We start from the raw sequence: 17,104 nt of genomic DNA, 5'->3' as shown, positions 1-17,104 counted from the left end.
CGTCGTTGATGACTTGTATTAGCCGGCCCGGCAGCATGTTCGTTATCGTGTTTGACGAGCACGGAGGCTTCTTCGACCACGTGCGCCCTCCGCCAGGTGTGCCGCCGGGCGCCAGCGAGAATCCGAGGCTCAAGACGCACAACTTTCCTTTCGACCGCCTCGGTGTGCGTGTCCCGGCTCTCGTTACTTCACCGTATGTTCCGGCGGGGACTATCGACCATACCCAATATGACCACACGTCGATATTGAAAACTGTCGATAAGGTGCCCGGATTGAACGGCTCGCTGAATCTCACTGCCCGCGCGCGTGCTGCCGCCGACTTTTCGAAGATGCTGGCGTTACCGACTGCGCGCCCGGACATTCCAACGCGCCCATCGCCTATCGCTGTTGGAACGGGCCGCCCGTCGAGCGCCGGAGCGCCGCTTGCCAAAGACCCATTCCTGCCGCTCTACGCGCATCGGTAGCATGCGGAACGGTTCGCGGACGTTGGACGTTCGCGTTCGGTTTCAGTTGGCCAAGGCTGCGTGCTCGAGCCGGTCAAGGGGTACATGGCGTACATCCCGGCCTTTGACCACATAGACAACGAACTCAGCGATATTGGTAGCGTGTTCCCCGATACGCTCAATGGCCTTCGCAATGAACATGTATTCCAGGCCAACCGGAATTGTCCGGGGAGCTTCCGTCATCTGCATGACCAGCCTGCGACCGAACGCCCGGAACGAGTTATCGACTGCTCCGTCGTCGCGGACAATCTGCGCGGCCGCCACGGCATCCATCCGCGCGAACGCATCGAGAGCCCTGCGCAGAATCATCAAGGCCAGCTCGCCGGTCCTTCTTAGCTCCGTCGTATTGATGGGCCCTGTCTCGCCGCTCTCATGAATTCGGCGAAGCCGTTTCGCAACCTTGCGAGCCTCATCACCTGCCCGTTCGAGGTTGGTAACACACTTCGAGGCAGCCATCAGAAGCCGGAGGTCACGCGCAGCGGGTTGTCGACGGGCAATGACATTGCAAATCTCTTCGTCGAGTTCAAGCTCCATTACGTTGAGCCGCTTTTCGTCGTCGAGAACCTGCAAGACCAGGGCGGAATCATATGTGTTCATCAATCCGAGCACGCGCTCAACTTGCGACTCGACCAGTCCGCCCGTCTCGAGCAGTCGCGTCGAGAGCAGGTTGAGGTCAACGTCAAACTAAGTGGAAAGATGCTTGTCCGGCATGGGCGCTCCTCACGCAACGTATTCAGTCATACAGGCGCGGTTGCCGGGAATGTCCGGGCGACGTTGCAACGCAAACTCATATAGAGACGTCGGGTCGGCAACAAAAACAATATATACAGTATTATCGTATATCGGCAATTAACCGAACGCAATAATGCAGAATCATTGCCGCCGTAAAATTCCGAGCATTCTGCGCGGCTGACCTGGTTTGTCCCTTGCGGCATAGCCTGACGAAAGGCCACAAGCATCCGACTGTCGCATCTTCCTGCCGCCTTGTTCCTCATCTTTGTTGGCGCGTGCATTGTGATGCCAGTAATATCGCTAGCAAGCAAAGACGGTGGAGTACCGGATGCCTGTCACCGCACTAACCCCGAAGAATTCAGTGACGCGTAGGATTTGTGCTTACAGTTGGCTAGTGGGAAAGCCGGTGCTGGTTATTGCAGTCGCCTACTGTGTACTGTCAAACTTGGCCTTTGAATACTCGTTCGATGGTTCATTGTCGATGCCTCGAGCGGCCCAGCTCGGCCTGGTCAGCGTGCGCTTCGCGATACGACATGCATCGGACGTCGTGCTGTTCAAGCGGATTGGACCTGGTATGTTTGAATATAGGGTACGGCGCCCGCTAGTCGCTTATTCGGGCATCCCGTGGCTGGTCGCGCATCACACCGGGCTAGACCTGCTTGCGATTTGCAATGTCACCGGGAAGGGCGGCTGCAAGATTCAGACTGGCTGAGGCTGCGGCGACGTTACCGCGTGCGTCTCATCGAAATGTTTCTCCAATGCCGCTGGCGCAGCCTGAATACACCTTGCCGCAGTTGAAAAGCACCGCAACGCAATAGCCCCTCGATTTCGGTCGTGAGCGCTGCCGTGGCTGAAGCTAGTCGCCATCTCCAGAACCTGCTCCTGCGTTTTGCCAACAATCCCGTCGGGCGCGCTCGCTGGAACCAGCTGCAGTCCCCAAGGAGGCCCAATCACTACATCCAGTCCGGAAACAACGTCCATAATGGCAGTGCGGGCTCTATTTTGAACACGATTGGTCCATTGTTCTTCCAAATGGAAAGATTTGGGAACTTGCGACCCATTCGGTCTGGTTCAGGCTCTTTCGGCCTACGGGGTCAGGCAGGTGTCGGCGACAGCTGTCCAAAAGTAAAAAGGGCGTCGAAATCGGCTCGGGCAGTGCTGAGTTCCAGTATCGCTGCTTCGAATCTGACTAGCTCAAGCATCGGTGGCTGTGCGTCGCCATCGGGTGAGAAGTGTTGCTGTAGAGCGACAGACGCCGCTTGCACTTCATGAGCAGCATTCGCGACCCGCTCCAGGGCTCGCGCCTCGTTGAACCGCGTCATCCTCGTAGACATATGGCCTCCCCACACAATTTCGCCCCCGCATGCGTCCCGCTATGTCAATTTACAACTGGCGAACGCATGCGTCTCGGGATAATCGCTGTGTGCAATGCCCCTCTGAACAATCCCGTATGAGAGGGTCTCCAAAGAACACTTCACCCCCTCAGCATCACTGCGCTACTCAAGGACTGCTGGTACAGCCGTCGCCCCCGTGCTCGACGCGGCAACGCTGTCATCGGTTTCGGTAACATCGCCGGCCAGTTTCGCTGTCCCGCGGCTTCCGGTCTGGCGCTGCTTCAACCTCGCTTCTGCGAGCGACGTGACCCCGGCCACGGTGCTGGAGAGGATTCCGTGAACGTGGCGCCAGTATGACTGTGCTTTCTCCAGGGCCGGTGTAGTCTGGGTTGCCTGTTGCAGGAACAGCTGGCGTGGCTTCTTGGCCGAAAGCGCCGTGGACAGGACTTCCTGATTTTCAGCGAGCATCGATTTGACCGCCTGCACGTTCAGCTCGACGAGCTTTGCAACGCCGTCCACTACCTCGTTAAGGACTGCAAACGTCATGTCTACACCAGCTTTCTGGGCGGCAAAGATTTGTTTGGGGGCAAGACTGCTCATCACTCACTCCGCGGAAGGAAAACCTGGCTAAAGCCTGAAAGTCAACTGGACCTCACGGCCTGCGAGTCCAGTGGAATGGTTGGTGCGATGCAGCAATTCCATTCTAGGGACGGGTGGCTGAATGTCAAATTGTTTGTTCCATCGGGCAGCACCGCCGAGCGCAAGCGCAGCGGCATCGCCTTGTCTGCATTGGGCTGCAAACGTTCTCCAGGTGAAAACCCGAGGTATACATCGGACCATCGCACAGCCACACTCGACCGCCCAGCCTTGACAGTGCAGTGCGGAAAAAAGATGCGGTCCTTTGCCGATTGAACATGCGCGGCAGCGATTCGCGTTTATCCAGTCAGACAGCACGGACCAGATTATTTTCCATTTGACGTCGATGCCGCCGCCGTTAAATAGTGACGCAAACGAGTGGCAGGCAAGCGTCTGTTCCAAGGAAATAAAGTCGCAGCAGCAAGGTCACAACGCTGTCACGACCAACATGTAGCTTCATTCGACGCCGCCACCCAAGCGGCGCCGAATTGCATAAAACTAGAAACTAGAGACCTGAGAGCCGCTAAGTATGACGAATCGATATTCAATGAATGGCCACCTCGAGCGCAGCCTCCAGAGTGACCGCCTCAGGCGCGCCCTGGCTGCGCGCCTCGACCGGGGATTCAAGCGCGCTGGCATCAGTTCAGCGCGCGCAGCGAGGTGGCTGGACGTGAGCGAATACGACGTGCACTACTGGCGGCATGGAATCACCGTGCCGCCGCTCAACGTCTGTACGCGTCTGGCCGCAGTCCTGAATCTCGACATTTACTGGCTTTGTACCGGGAAGCATCAGGCCGCGTAATCCGCCTTTCGTGACACCGGCGGCCCATGGAGTCGGTGTGCCTTGCATCCCTATTTTTCCTTGTCAACATGGTCGGACTAACGCGCGACGACGCGCAAGCAGCCATTTGCAAGTCGGCGCGGCATGTGCTTGCCACAAAACCGGGGTATCGATGTGAAGGCAGCTAAACGCAAACGGTCGTCTGATGACGTCTGGCGCTTGACTGGTTGCGAGGTAGAACTGGCGAGAGGCGCTTCGCATATCGCGAGCATGCTGTACGAGCACAGCATTCGCGCGGCGGTTAGGGAAACCCTTCTCCAGTTCGAGGCATGTTACGGACCTCAAGACGTGAAAGCGTTCGCGCATGCCCTTCTCGGCAGACTGGAGGAGCGCGGCAAGCCGGAGGCAGTGAAGGTGCTTCACGACTTTATCGACCATGGTCGCTTGCCAGAGCAGACATCCGGCGCGTCGCCCGGACCTGTGTCTACCCGGAAGCCCGTCGCCCCAAAGCAGCGAGTAGCCCCGTCACTGAGGGGTGGGGTGGCTGCAACCGCTGAAGCTGTTTGATTGCCATCGGACGGCGCGGCGGAAAGAAGCCTCGTCTGACGCGCACATCGGAAACGCGGGTTAGCTACCAGGAAAAAGTATGTTGGTCCTTTAACCGTAGCAAGAACCGGGGGTAGAACATGTCAAAGCGAATCGCTTACGTAACCGGTGGTATGGGTGGGATTGGAACAGCGATATGCCAGCGGCTTTACACAGATGGGCTGACCGTTGTGGCGGGATGCGGGCCCAACTCTCCGAGACGGGAACGATGGCTGGCCAAGCAGGCCGAGCTTGGATTTTCCTTTATCGCCTCGGAGGGCAATGTCGGTGACTGGGAATCGACCGAAGCCGCCTTCGCCAAGGTAAAGAAGGAGGTCGGTGACATTGACGTGCTGGTGAACAATGCCGGCATTACGCGGGACGGGACGTTTCGCAAGATGTCGATGGAGAACTGGAACGATGTCATTGATACGAACCTGACCAGCCTCTTCAATGTCACCAAGCAGGTCATCGAGGGGATGGTTGGCAGGGAGTGGGGGCGAATCATCAACATCTCGTCGGTGAACGGGCAGAAAGGGCAGTTTGGCCAGACCAACTATGCGACTGCGAAGGCGGGCATTCACGGCTTCACGATGTCGCTTGCCCAGGAAGTGGCAACGAAGGGCATCACGGTGAATACGGTTTCCCCCGGATACATCGGCACGGATATGGTTCGTGCGGTGCGTCCTGAAGTACTGGACGCAATTATTCAGGGCATTCCGGTGCGCCGTCTCGGAGAGGCGTCGGAAATTGCTTCAATTGTCTCGTGGCTCGCCAGCAATGAGTCCGGCTTTGCGACCGGTGCTGATTTTTCGCTCAACGGTGGACTCCACATGGGTTGAGACCTCGATGGACGCGTGCTTTACGCGTGCCGCTAGCAGTCCAGGCCCGCGTTCCCGTCGAAGTGACGACGAGATGCAAGCCGTTTTGCGGCACGCACATCGACGGCTCAATACAGGACCATTCGCGACACCTTAACGACCGATGTGACGCGCAGAAACAATGTCAGCGTGGTAAGACTCTTCCTCCTGATTCGCTGCGCTGTGAAATCCAGCAAACGCGAATGCGACATCAAACTTTTGTGGAATGAATATGGCAACCGGAACAGTAAAGTGGTTCAACGACGCCAAGGGCTTCGGCTTTAGCACGCCGGACGACGGCGGAGAAGACCTGTTCGCCCACTTCTCTGAGGTTCAGGGCAGCGGCTTCAAATCATTGCAAGAGAGTCAGAAGGTCAGCTTCGACGTAAAGCAGGGGTCGAAGGGCAAGCAGGCTGCCAACATCAAGCCGCTGTAACAAGCCCGACGCTCGCCTCGTCGCGATGAATGGGCCGTTATGCGGTCCATTTCGCAAAACGTACGGACAACCAGCTGGAGACCCGCATGCACGATGTGCCGCATACCGAACCCTCGTCCTGCCTCGCCACCCGGAAGACGTTGCGCTTTCTCGAACGCGACGCCAAAAATCCCAGCGCAGCCCTGGTTTACTGGCTGGGTGTGATAGAACCTTCATTGGAGTCCAGCTTCTTCCACGCCATGCAAAAGTACGGTCCGCTGATGCAGCTGGTTCTGCCCGATGAACGTCCAGGCGTCTTCGTGAAGCGGGACGCGGTTCAAAAAGTTCAGGATTCCGGAATTCTAAAGCGACTTGTTTTCAAGGACGAGTCATCACTCGACGTTCGATATGGCGGGCCGTGCCGCGACCTCTTCAACGAGTGAATGACGCTGGCGTGCCCCTGTTGTCGCGGGAGACGGATAGCGTCCGTGAATACGGCAACGGAACGGCGATGCGACTTCGCAGCTAGCGGTGCCAGTGCGCTGCGATTGTCCCCGGGTGGCGTAATTGGATGCAGGTGTACTTCCACCGTCTACCATTCGGCGTGCGCACGAACGGCTCGCCCCGACGGTAGAGCAGATGACAAAGGAAAGGCCGCCTAGGTCAGCATGTTACCCGTAGCCTGACCTCCGAAGTCTGTGAGCACGTACATCGGAGCGCGATGAGGATAAAGTGCATTAGATACGCAACGTTTGTTGTTGTCTGCATTCAAATGCGAAGCGTATGATGAAACGGTATATACGGTTTTTGTCCTGTTATGACGACGTGGAACTAGACCGCAATGGGACGCTGGGGCCGGGACGAGTGAACGCATTTTCGCGAGGCGGACACGGCAGGCAACGACAACGACGTCACTGGCGTTTTTTTGGAGAATCGAACATGTCGGAAAAGCACCTTTCCAGCAGGTTCGAGGCGGACCTTGACCTCCTTTCATCGAAGCTGCTCGAAATGGGCGGACTCGTGGAATCACAGACGGCACACGCGCTGGCGGTTCTGAACGACTTCGACCCGGCGCTCGTGGACAACGTCCTCGAGGGCGAACGTCGCCTCAATGCGATGGAAATCGCAATCGACGAAGAAGTCAGCCAAATCATTGCGCGTCGACAGCCCGCCGCTCGTGACCTGCGATTCCTGATGGCCACTTCGAAGTGCATTACGAACCTCGAGCGCGCGGGCGACGAGGCGCGAAAGCTGGTAAAGCGTATGCGCCGAATCCATCGGGATGGCGTTGCCCGAGAGCTCAACATCGCAGAAATCAGGGTCTCCGGCGAAATGGCCTTACACCTCCTGCGCAGAGCGCTGGATGCATTTGCGCGGATGGATGCGGTGGCCGCCGCACAGATTGTCCGGGATGACAAAGCCATCGATAACGAGTTTCGAGCATTCGTGCGCAAGCTCGTCACATACATGACGGGAGACCCTCGAACCATCTCGATTGGACTGGACTACCTGTTCATAGCGAAGGCCATCGAACGCATCGGCGACCACGCGAAGAACATCGCCGAATTTGTGGTCTACGCTGTCAAGGGTGCCGATGTCCGCCATGTATCGCAAGCACAGCTTGAGCGCGACGCCTCGGGTAGTTAAGACGCGAGCAGGAAATGCAGCCGCCGCAGCAGTCTGATTGTCGAAATGTGGGGGCATCAATAGGACAGGCGGTGACGCCCCGGGGCGGCGGTTCAAGGCACAGAAGCGCTGATGCGCTCAAGCAGTCGTTCCAGTCGCTGCTGTTGGACTGGATTGAGTCCGGGTGTCGCGAACGCCTGAATGACTCGCTCATGCAAATAGGCTCTGGGGAAGAACGAATCTGACTGTTTTCCGAGCACGACCCGTTCAAGACGGTTGATTGCGACATCAACGTTTTGCGGCGTGTAAGGGCTCTTGCTTTTTCTGCCTTTACCAGCGGATTTCGCTGCCTCGCCTCCATCGAGGCGAGTACTTCCATCCGAATCGTGGCCACCATCGGTACGGCTTGTCCGGTGGTGGCCACATCGCAGTGTGGCCAAGCTCGTTACCGCGCCGTGCGACAACGCGGTTTCAGAGGTTCTTCAAATTACTGCTTTGCCGCCTTCGCCGCTTTCTCGATTGCCTGTTCAGCCGCTTCGGCTACCTCCGATGCCGCTTTCGTTGCGGCGCTCAGGTTACCTTGCGCGACATCGACTGCCTGCTTCGTGGCTTTTTGCACGTTTTCGCAGGCGGTGTTGGCGAGTGAAAAACCTTGTTGCAGAAATTCGGTTGCGGCTTCGGCTATGCGCACGTCAAGCGTAGACCACAGCATGTCATGACAATTCTCATCGGACGCGAACTCACAAGTTGTTCGGCTTGTCCCGACTCACCGCCGAGCCGGAACCGCGGCCGGGGCCCTGCCATTGACCGGCATCACGGTCGGAATGGCATGTTTGAAAACAGGTTGCACGCCTGGGCCAGACTCCAACAGAACTGCAAACTGGTCAAAGCCGGCCAGTTGGCCACTCAGTCTGATACCGTTCACGAGGAACACGCTTACGGTGGTCTTGTCCTTTGCGAGCGTCTGCAGAAAATCGTCCTGTACGCATGGAGGTACGGTCGTATTCTGGGTCAAAGCGATAGGTTCTTTGATTCTACCGGCGATACCTGAAGCCGCGAGCCAGTCCCTAAGCGGTGCGTTACAGCGACTCAAGGGCGTCGAGTCGCACTTGCGCAATCTCGCCCGGATGTTGGCCGCGGTATGCATCGAAGAGCTGTGAGCATAGCTGGGCGAGCGAATCAAGGCCTACGGCCTGGTCTGCGTGGTCGACCTCGCCTGTGCTGAGAATGTCGTCGAGAACCGGGGCGAGACGGCGTAGTCGCACGAACGTGGCTGCCTCAAGTTTCATATTGAATCTCCTGTGGTCAGGCGGTAGTGAGCACCCTGAGACCGCCTGTGTTCTGGGGATGCTTTTAGCGAGTCCGAGTCCAACATACATTAACTCCAGCGCGTGTCCGGCACCTGTGCGGGCTTTGACCAGCTCGCTGGCGAGAATCATTGCGTCTCTGTTAAGTGGTATGACTCGTCCGCGGACTCGGGGACGGTAGACTGAGTCGCCCAGATTGATATGCTTGCCGGATAGGGCGCAACACCCTGACGCGCGAGCGAGACACGCCGCCCAGACCTGCTCTTCGTAGTTGCAAAGCGTCGCGTCACGCCAGCGCAGCACGAAGAGACAATTGGACAGTTCCTCAACTACGGTCACAGTGAAGGGTCGCACGTCGCCGCCGCCCGTCTGCCGGGGACGGAACGGCTCGCCCATGGAGCGGGGACGGCCGGACAGGTCCGGAGCAGTTCGCATCGGGTCTGGCGGGGAAGAAAATCGATGGATGGCTGCGAGCGTCGATGCCCAGGGGTCCATGCCATTCGGCGACGAAGTGCCGCAAGCGGACTTTGACTGGGCGAGCCGGCCCGGCCGGTGCGGCGACGGATAGTGGGCTGAAGGCAGCGCGGGGACAATAGACGTACGATTGGAGCCACTCTCTGACAGGATGGTGGAGCCCGTATTCGGTTCAGCGTTCAACATCGTCTTCCTCCCTTTAGCACTGTTTCCGGCGGCTGCGCTTTCTTCGAAAATGCGGTACTCCCCGATGGAGGCAGGAATGGCTTTCCATTGGCGGTATATCGAAGTGACCAGTCACAGCGATTGGGCCTTACTGTGACTGTGCAGTCGAAGCAGTTCGAGCAGGCGCGGGGCCGCGACTGGCTTTCTGAGAAATGCCGCCACCTGCAGGTGGGCCGGTGGTGTCGCCACCGCTGAGTTTAGAAGGACAGGAATAGTTGCGAAGTCCGGCTCGGCCGCGAGCGCACCTATGAGGGTGGGCCCGTCCATGACCGGCATCATGAAATCCGAAACCACGATGTCAGGGCGCCTTCGGCGTGCTGCCTGCAGTTCCTCATCCCCGTTCAACGCAGTCATTACCTCGTAACCTTCTCCGCAAATCAACGTTTCAAGCGCCTGAAGCAGGCTCATGTCGTCATCGACCAGTAACACCATCACCATGACCCGCCCCCGAAGCGGTGGTCTTTCACTTCGTCTGTTTGCCGGCAACAGCTATTCCGCTGCTCGCACGCGTTGAAAGCAGTGCGTTGGACGGGAGCGTTCTCGCGGCAGCTGACGCCGCCGACAGCACAGTCTGTGCTAACGTCTTCATCAGGTGCGCATGCTTGCCCGGTGGGTGCAGCCTGACTCGCGCGCCTTACCGCGACAAGCGATGGCCGACATTCCGACGCTGACTTTCCGGCTGCGAGCATTTTCTGTTCAAACGCCTCTAGCAGAAACTCTGGGACCGCGTCGCTTAGCGCCTGCGACAGACGGTCGAGCGTCCGTTTTCTTCCGTCGTCGAGAGCGGCTGCCAACAGCGCCGCGAGTTCTTCCGTCAGTGCGGTGGCAATGGGCGCGAGCCGTGTTTTGAGGTTTTCGCGTAGAGTCGGAATTCCCCATGGGGTGATGCATCCTCAATGCAGACTTGCGCTTTGCGGCCATTGGTGGCTCGCCAAGGTCTTTCGGTAGCGTGCCTCCGCGCGGTGCGTCAGTGCCGGAAGACGTTGGAATGTCAACAACCTGCACAACAGAGCTTCACAGTACGTGGCTAGAGGGAATGGCACTTACTTAAGCCCGTGGAGCGTGCCCATATTTTTGGACGCGCTCACGTGCGATGTGACGAGGCTCTTTCAGCCATGGGTAGGACTTCGGTCTTCGTTTGCGCATTCGTGGTTCGATGCGACCGGGGCGACTCCCAACGCAAGACTGCGTGATCAGGTTGAACAGGAGACTCTGGTTGTGAGTTGCCGTCAGACCTCTGGCCAGCCATTCAGTCCATAACTGCACCGTGTGTTTGAAACTCAGTGTTCTCGGGTCAGTGGCATGGTGACTGGCGGCCTGAGCCATCAGCAGCCGAATCACGTTGTAGGCCAGCAGATGGACCCAGATCTCCTTTTCGTTCATGTGGGCAGTCTGGCAATGCAGCACATCCATGCCCATCGTCGTCTTGATGTTACGTAGATCCAGTTCCACGTTCCAGCGCCTGGCGTACAACTGCGAGAGGTCCTGTTTGCTGGTCTTGCGTGCATCAAGCATCGTGGTGACCAGCACCCGGTGATGCAGCCTGGACTCGCGCACCATCAGTTCATCGGGGAAGGCCTGGTACTGCTCATGCGTCATCCAGTCAGGACGCTGCCGGGGTTTGGGCCACGTCACAATGTGATCGCGCGTGCCCAGGGACCGGCCTCGCCGAAAGTCGGTGCGGCGTGCCCCATGCTGTTCCATCACGACGTCCACCCCGGCGGCGATCATTGAGGCCATCAGAAAGTAGTGGCAGTACAAGGCATCGGCGACGATCACGTCACCTTTGCGAAACGTGCCTTGCAGCATGCGAAACGCCGTCAGCTCCCCGCTGCCTTTGCCCGCGTAAGTTCCGACCGCCGACTCCAGTACTGCGCCGCTTGCCAGACAGATCACCGCAACCAGATAGGCCAATGGAAAGCCCACTCCTTCGGCCTGAGCACTGGACTGCGGGAAACGGGCCTGGTTCGACGGCGTCGTATCGGGCATCGAGATCCCGGTGCCGTCAACCAGCTTGACCGGGCGCCCGCGCCACTTCCAGGCAGGCTCGGCCTGCTCATGCAGTTGGCGCCCCGTCTCGCGCGCCAACTCCCGCACCATCGTCAGCGGCAGTCTCTGGCGAGCGCGGCAGTAGCCTCCCGTACGCACACTCATGGGCCGCAGCCCGTCGGCAGCTCGCTGCGCCGCCCACCCGTTGACTGCCTTCTGACAGGAGGCGTCCTCTTCCAGCGCCTGGCGCATGAACATCGACAGTGTCACCGTCGGCGGATACAGCCGTTCCCGATGTTCTGGCAAATACGCTTCCGTTATGCCCAACAGCCCCGGGCTCGTCAGTATGTTGAAGTAGTCTACCGCCTGGGCCCTGCACGCCCGGCTTTGAACCCTGCTTCGTGTTTGCCTGTGATGACTTCGTGCATTACGATCCATGGGGGCTGATCTTTGGAATGAGACGGTGTTTGCCTGGTAACAACCATCGTATCAATCCCTGGATCAGCCCCCTCCCTTTCTCTTCAAGCACTTACCCGCGTCTTCTCCTCCATGTAGGCTTAAGTAAGTGCCATTCTGGCTAGAGGTTGAATAATCCCTGACTTGCGGCTACTGAATGCATATTGCGGAGAGGTCGACGGTACGGCGATAGATGTTCCTGTCAAGCCACGGCACGAACGTGTACTCCGCATACGCGTTACTGCCGATATATATCCAGTTGTGCAAAACAGCTGACACGATGAATCCTTGAAGACGTTAAAAGAGCGAACGGGTCGGGCCACCCAAAAGGCGATGTCGTGGTCGGGCCGAACCGCGAGTTTGCACTGTCATAACGGCAACGCTGTCTCGATGAGAGAAGAGTAGGTTTTGCCGAACGGCAAATCTACTATGCGGTCGGATATGTCGATACCGCGTTGGCGTTACCTGGTTATACGGGCGTATAACTTCGCTCTGGGGTGTCCATTTAACCGGAGTTGAGCGTAGACAGGGGCAACGGAAGGTCCCACGCCAGCACCCAATACCCTAGGTTCCTTAGGAGTTTCAGGCTTGGTTCCCGACTGATGCAGGCTGCTGGACTGTGGAATGGCTGCGATGGCCTTGCGGCTTCGTCAGCCCGTCCTGTGGTCATCCGGGAGGATGGCGGAGGCAACGCGGATATCCACCCAGCTTAGAGCGACCTTCCTGAGCCGCCCGCAGAGGCAAATCGCTAACTCCGGTTAAATGGACACCCCAGACTTCGCTTAGGAGATTTAACGAACGGTGCCCGAACCGTGCATAGTCCAGTCCCGCCTTGACCCTGAAGGCGATGTTGTCGCCGCGGTTAAGGACCCGGGGTCCGGTATTCGCGAGGGAAAGCTTCCGCGACCTTCGAACCGTTCTTCACGACTTGCATTTCCGGCAGGGTGATGGGTCTGCGATTTCCAGTTCTATTCATGCAGCCCATCGTGGGCAAATCTGGGCCCCACGTTGTTCTTAAGGCGGCGCAACATTCTGATTCAGCCTCTCGCCCGCCCTGACACGGGAGGTGGATACTAAGGCGGCATGTAAGCGCTCCGCGCGGGTTGCGTCTACAAGGATGCGAAGAGCAGCGTCTGCGTACTCTCGCGACCGTTCGGGTCAAGCTGAATCTTGCACTCGCGAATAGGCATCCTGCTTGCTCGCCTACGCTCACGAACCGTATTAATTGAAGACGCGCCGCATGTTGCGTCGCATCAGACCCCGGAGCTGGTCATGAAAACGCTGGACGCAACGTCGCGCGGGGGCGGCGTCGTTGCGGTGGTGGTCCTGTCCGCAGCTCTGTCCGGTTGCTACTACTACGTGCCCTTCGGCTACGTTCCGTACGGCGAGGTGCCGGCGGCGGCGCCGCGGCAGCAATATCCTTTCTCGATGAGCGACGTAGCCGCGACCGGTGCGGCCGCGTCAGATGTATCTGCATCGACGAACACCTATATCGCACCATCCGCGCCTGTCTTCGTCATGCCTGCGGATTACCCCGTCGCGTATCCGTACTACGGCTGGCCCGCGTGGTGGGGAACATCGGTGTCACTGAGTTTCGGCTATTGGGGCGGCTGCTGTTACGGCGGGGGCCACCATGGCTACTGGGGCCACCACGGCTATTGGGGCCACGGATATCGAGGCGGTTGGGGCGGTCATGGGGACTGGGGTGGCAACGGATACCCCTGGCGTGGTATGGGCGGCGGCCATTACTGGGGCGGTGGCGGCGGCCACGGGCGTTCGCATTGAACGCTAACAGAGATGCGCTCGTGTTCAACAGTTCCCCGACAGCTGAGGCTGTGGGTTCAGTGGACGCAGCTCGCCCACGCGCAGCAGTGTCGGTCCGTGCGGTGACCAGTTTCAGCCTCCATTGCACGTCGACGGGTCTTTCAACACCTCCACTATCAATTCAACTAACGTATGACGATAAGCAGAACTATCTGCCAGCGGAAGAGCGCGGACGCCGAAATTTGACTACAAGGCGAAGCGAAGACCTGGGGCTTTGGGGCTCCGCTGCTTCCATTAGTCCCCGGTTGCATTGTCGACCTTTTCCTTCGCGTCGTATGGCAGGTATTTAAACGCCTGCTGAACGGGTCCGTGGTTATATACTTATGAATTAATCTGCAAGACTAAAATACAGGCAACGCCATTTAATAATATTTTATTACATAAGAAGCATTCTTGGCAGCGCCGCGAACTTCGCGTAATAAGGATATTGAATGAATGTGCTCGTCGTCGACGATAATGAGTTCGTCGCGGACAGTCTGGCTTTCCTGCTGGACTGCATTGGTCACCGCGCCGTTATGGCGCACGACGGGGAGACTGCGCTGGAACTGCTCCATGCCAGCGCTTTCGAACTCGTTTTCCTGGACGAAACCCGTCGCGGTCGCGTCGAGATACGTCTCAGCCGCAACACCAGAGTTCGTTCGGCCCAAGGCTGAACAAGCCGGCGCCGGCGTCTCGGGCGGCGGCCTGTCTGGGGACAAACTGCGCGCATGCCCGCGCTGTTCATTCGGCGCACAGGTCGCTACACGGCCTGGCATACCGAACAGGAGACGAAATCGCACAGCCGTATAAAAATACGTTCGGGAGCGCACCAACGCAGGGCTGACCCGTATCGCTTTTTGACGGCAGGGTGCGGGAAACTGGGATTACGCGTACGATGGTCTGACCGGTGCGCCGTACTCCTCTTCGCGAGGCCAAAATGAACAGTCCTCAATGGTATGAGCAATCAGAGTTAGGGTCATCATTAGGCACACTAGACCTCGATGCTTATGAAGCTGCGGCACAGCCCTTGCGGCGCAAGCTCGTCGAGGACGGCAAGCTCTTGCCTGTCGAAAAAATCAGGGACAAATGGGTTGCGCGGGCTCCTGAACTCGCCCTAGCAGACGCGCAGCGCTTCTTCACTGTTAACATTGACCAGCGGACCTTCGCGCCCGCATTTTACTTGGACCCTTTAATCGACCCGCGAGAGCTGGCCGCGGTCAGTACACTGCTTGGAGAATTGCACGGTTGGAGCAAGTGGCATTTCTTCACGGCGAAGAACGGGTCGCTCGGGGGTGTCGCACCGCTCGAGGCGCTTCGGGAGGGTCAGGTGGAACGTGTGAAGCGGGCCGCCCGAGCATATGTTGAGTGCTAGGGGGTTCCTTGCTGAGCGCGCCCAATCCACAAAAATTCCCCAGTGCTAATCTAGAGACGGAAACGTTCGACCCAACCAAGTTCATCCGCATTTCCCCGAAAAACGTCAATGAGCCGTTTTTCGGTCACACCGGCGCCAACCGGTTTGATGATTCTACGTGCGTGTACGGGACAAGCTACATGGGCTTTACGTTGCACTGTGCTTTCGCCGAAACTGTTCTGCACAACGAAGTCGCTGACCCGGTGAATGGATTTTTGATACCAAGTTATGAACTTGGCCGTCGTTTCGTCATTACATTCGACGGCAGTTCAGTTGTGTTGGCAAAGCTGTGCGGTATCCCTCTTAAGCGGCTAGGCGGCGACGGTTCGTTATCGACAGTTCTGCCGTACGATGTCCCGCAGGCGTGGGGACAGGCGGTGTACGCGCACCCCAAGAAAGTCGACGGGATTTTGTATGTCTCTCGCCACTTGAACACGGAACAGGCTGTTGTTCTGTTTGAGGACCGGGCGAAGTCAAAGGTTCACATGACAAGCGCGACGCCGTTCCCGAAGTATGCGGGCTCAGCGAACGTCCTCGTTGATTTCAATGTCACGCCGAGTTAGTCGGACAGCGTGCGGGAGTCAGCGGCGTTCGTCGGTGTATCTACTTTGTGGTCAGTTGTTGCTGGACGACCAACACCTCCCCCTCGCGGGCCGCTGAATACTGATGTCATCGTCAGCTGAGTTTTGATTTCGTGAGGGAGCTCGGACGATTTTTTGCAAACTGCCATCAGAAGCTTTGTTACGTCCACGTAGCTTGCGACTTTGTCGCACCAGACGCCATGGTTTTCCCACAAAGATTTATCGGCGTCTCCGCGCTTGTAAAGCGGGGTTGCCCAATACAGATGTCCAGAGCCAAGCAACACGCGAGACCTTTTCACGTCGGCAAGAACACTCCGCAGATTCGGGTCGTCGCGAGATAGACCTATCAGCAATGGCGTTGAACTCTGAAATAGGCCGAGCATTTTTTCGCGCCAGGGTTGGTTGACTGACCGGTTTCTTCGTCAAAAATCGAGCACCTTAAATGTGATGGTCTTACTAGACGCGACAAGGGCTGGGGCCACTCGGTATCCGGTCGCCGCTCTCGCAAATCAGCGAGCGAAGTAGCCACCGGTTCCCAGTGACCAGTTTCGTACGTCCGCGCCGACAGGTTTTCCCCACCAGCCATCAATTGCAGAGTCTGCTTGTACGTGGGCTGATTGGCTACGGGGATGTGCTCCACCCAGCGAGCCAAAAAGGTCTGAAAGGTAGTGACGCGACAAGCGTCGTATTTGTAATCAACGGTCTTCAGCACGGTCCTCAGTCGCTCGACCGCTAACTGCAGCAACGAGCGGGTGCTCTTGTCTACCTGCACCCGGTTTAGCTCGCGCATGCCCTCGTTTCGTTTGGTCGATTCGGCTGCCGCCAAAAGAAGCATGAGCAACGACTCTCTCGGATGGCCCATAATGTGTTCACCCGATGGCCGAGCAGGAACAGCCCGGAGATATGAATCGTCAAACGTCTACAGGGAAAAGGGCTCACTAATTTCACGAGGGCAGTTGGTTGAAGAGCCGAATTCCTCCAATTTAGGCCACCCCGCGAGATTCTGCGCGGAGAGTATTATATAAACACGCAAGGAGGCAGTTTCCAGAAATCCGGTGGCGACTCCGTGAGGGCTCCCTTCTCCGCCGCCTTAACTTCTCTGGTGAGGCGGTAGCGCGTTTCTTAGGACCCTCTTGCTCTCATTATTTGTCTTAGCGGCAGCCTCCTCCCAAGGTGCAGCGGCCTTCATCAGCTCAAACACTTCGTAGCCGACAGGAAGCACTACATAGCTGCATAGGTCCAATGGACGTACGTAAAGACAGCAGCAGAGACAAAAGTCAAGGCAACAGTGAAAGCAGTGAATTCGCGCCGGCCACCATCACCCCACGGCTCTCTTGCTATTCCAGTAACCGCGGTTCCAATCGAAATGAAGAGCAACACGACTTC

18 protein-coding genes and 2 pseudogenes are annotated in these 17,104 nt (G+C 57.9%); 11 read left to right on the top strand and 9 right to left on the bottom strand.

The genetic code is table 11. The features are described from left to right. The first annotated feature begins 35 nt into the window (after positions 1-35). A complete protein-coding gene (locus OKW39_RS06170) occupies positions 36-464 on the top strand; it encodes an alkaline phosphatase family protein (protein ID WP_429562280.1) in 429 nt (142 codons plus the stop codon). Positions 465-506: 42 nt separating this feature from the next. Here the strand turns inward: OKW39_RS06170 and phoU (OKW39_RS06165) are convergent. After that, a pseudogene (gene phoU / locus OKW39_RS06165) lies at positions 507-1,214 on the bottom strand (phosphate signaling complex protein PhoU). Between the two features lie 349 nt (positions 1,215-1,563). Between phoU (OKW39_RS06165) and OKW39_RS06160 the strand changes: the two are divergent. Continuing rightward, a complete protein-coding gene (locus tag OKW39_RS06160; protein ID WP_429562279.1) occupies positions 1,564-1,947 on the top strand; it encodes a hypothetical protein in 384 nt (127 codons plus the stop codon). A gap of 784 nt (positions 1,948-2,731) precedes the next feature. Here the strand turns inward: OKW39_RS06160 and phaP are convergent. After that, entirely contained in the window at positions 2,732-3,169 is a 438-nt protein-coding gene (gene phaP, locus OKW39_RS06155; RefSeq protein ID WP_429361873.1) for a TIGR01841 family phasin, read from the bottom strand. Between the two features lie 706 nt (positions 3,170-3,875). On the opposite strand from phaP, the gene OKW39_RS06150 reads away from it, so the two are divergent. From OKW39_RS06150 to phoU (OKW39_RS06130), 5 genes are all read left to right on the top strand, one after another. After that, positions 3,876-4,007 carry a hypothetical protein gene (locus tag OKW39_RS06150; RefSeq protein ID WP_429562278.1) on the top strand — a complete coding sequence of 44 codons (132 nt, stop codon included), beginning with the start codon at positions 3,876-3,878 and terminating at the stop codon, positions 4,005-4,007. A 665-nt stretch (positions 4,008-4,672) separates the two neighbouring features. Beyond that, a complete protein-coding gene (locus OKW39_RS06145) occupies positions 4,673-5,413 on the top strand; it encodes a 3-ketoacyl-ACP reductase (RefSeq protein WP_429361870.1) in 741 nt (246 codons plus the stop codon). A 250-nt stretch (positions 5,414-5,663) separates the two neighbouring features. Then, positions 5,664-5,867, top strand: coding sequence for a cold-shock protein (locus OKW39_RS06140; RefSeq protein ID WP_429361869.1), 204 nt, complete (start codon positions 5,664-5,666; stop codon positions 5,865-5,867). Between the two features lie 86 nt (positions 5,868-5,953). After that, positions 5,954-6,289, top strand: a complete 336-nt coding sequence (locus OKW39_RS06135) for a hypothetical protein (RefSeq protein ID WP_429361868.1) — start codon at positions 5,954-5,956, stop codon at positions 6,287-6,289. Positions 6,290-6,785: 496 nt separating this feature from the next. Beyond that, positions 6,786-7,493 (top strand): phosphate signaling complex protein PhoU, encoded by a 708-nt coding sequence (gene phoU, locus OKW39_RS06130; RefSeq protein WP_429562277.1) that lies wholly within the window; start codon positions 6,786-6,788, stop codon positions 7,491-7,493. A gap of 466 nt (positions 7,494-7,959) precedes the next feature. Here phoU (OKW39_RS06130) and OKW39_RS06125 read toward each other — a convergent pair whose 3' ends face one another. The 6 genes and pseudogenes from OKW39_RS06125 to OKW39_RS06100 form a co-directional block, all read right to left on the bottom strand. Further along, on the bottom strand, positions 7,960-8,184 hold the full coding sequence (locus OKW39_RS06125) for a hypothetical protein (protein WP_429562276.1): 225 nt from the start codon (positions 8,182-8,184) through the stop codon (positions 7,960-7,962). 54 nt (positions 8,185-8,238) lie between these two features. Next, complete coding sequence (gene hfq / locus OKW39_RS06120) at positions 8,239-8,619, bottom strand: RNA chaperone Hfq (RefSeq protein WP_429361866.1); 381 nt, start codon at positions 8,617-8,619, stop codon at positions 8,239-8,241. Further along, positions 8,552-8,761, bottom strand: a complete 210-nt coding sequence (locus tag OKW39_RS06115; RefSeq protein WP_429363743.1) for a hypothetical protein — start codon at positions 8,759-8,761, stop codon at positions 8,552-8,554. Before OKW39_RS06115 ends, hfq begins: the two co-directional genes overlap by 68 nt. Before the next feature lie 147 nt (positions 8,762-8,908). Further along, positions 8,909-9,175: pseudogene (locus tag OKW39_RS06110) on the bottom strand (DUF3331 domain-containing protein); the annotation flags it as partial. Between the two features lie 375 nt (positions 9,176-9,550). Beyond that, positions 9,551-9,916: a response regulator gene (locus tag OKW39_RS06105; RefSeq protein WP_429361864.1), complete on the bottom strand. Its 366-nt coding sequence runs from the start codon at positions 9,914-9,916 to the stop codon at positions 9,551-9,553. Between the two features lie 609 nt (positions 9,917-10,525). Continuing rightward, positions 10,526-11,905, bottom strand: coding sequence for an IS4 family transposase (locus OKW39_RS06100; protein WP_429562275.1), 1,380 nt, complete (start codon positions 11,903-11,905; stop codon positions 10,526-10,528). Positions 11,906-13,195: 1,290 nt separating this feature from the next. Between OKW39_RS06100 and OKW39_RS06095 the strand changes: the two genes are divergently transcribed. From OKW39_RS06095 to OKW39_RS06080, 4 genes are all read left to right on the top strand, one after another. Beyond that, on the top strand, positions 13,196-13,708 hold the full coding sequence (locus OKW39_RS06095) for a hypothetical protein (protein ID WP_429562274.1): 513 nt from the start codon (positions 13,196-13,198) through the stop codon (positions 13,706-13,708). Between the two features lie 470 nt (positions 13,709-14,178). Further along, positions 14,179-14,400: a hypothetical protein gene (locus OKW39_RS06090; RefSeq protein ID WP_429562273.1), complete on the top strand. Its 222-nt coding sequence runs from the start codon at positions 14,179-14,181 to the stop codon at positions 14,398-14,400. 263 nt (positions 14,401-14,663) lie between these two features. Beyond that, positions 14,664-15,098, top strand: coding sequence for a hypothetical protein (locus OKW39_RS06085; RefSeq protein WP_429361862.1), 435 nt, complete (start codon positions 14,664-14,666; stop codon positions 15,096-15,098). 8 nt (positions 15,099-15,106) lie between these two features. Then, positions 15,107-15,700, top strand: a complete 594-nt coding sequence (locus OKW39_RS06080; protein WP_429562272.1) for an RES family NAD+ phosphorylase — start codon at positions 15,107-15,109, stop codon at positions 15,698-15,700. Positions 15,701-16,064: 364 nt separating this feature from the next. On the opposite strand, the gene OKW39_RS06075 is transcribed toward OKW39_RS06080, so the two are convergent. Further along, complete coding sequence (locus tag OKW39_RS06075) at positions 16,065-16,559, bottom strand: hypothetical protein (RefSeq protein ID WP_429361859.1); 495 nt, start codon at positions 16,557-16,559, stop codon at positions 16,065-16,067. Between the last annotated feature and the right edge of the window lie 545 nt (positions 16,560-17,104).

Origin of the sequence: Paraburkholderia sp. MM6662-R1, from assembly GCF_050436245.1 — a bacterium.
Taxonomy (GTDB): Bacteria; Pseudomonadota; Gammaproteobacteria; order Burkholderiales; family Burkholderiaceae; genus Paraburkholderia; species Paraburkholderia tuberum.
The sequence above is the reverse complement of the archived record's forward strand: the minus strand, read 5'-3'. Positions and strand labels throughout refer to the sequence as shown.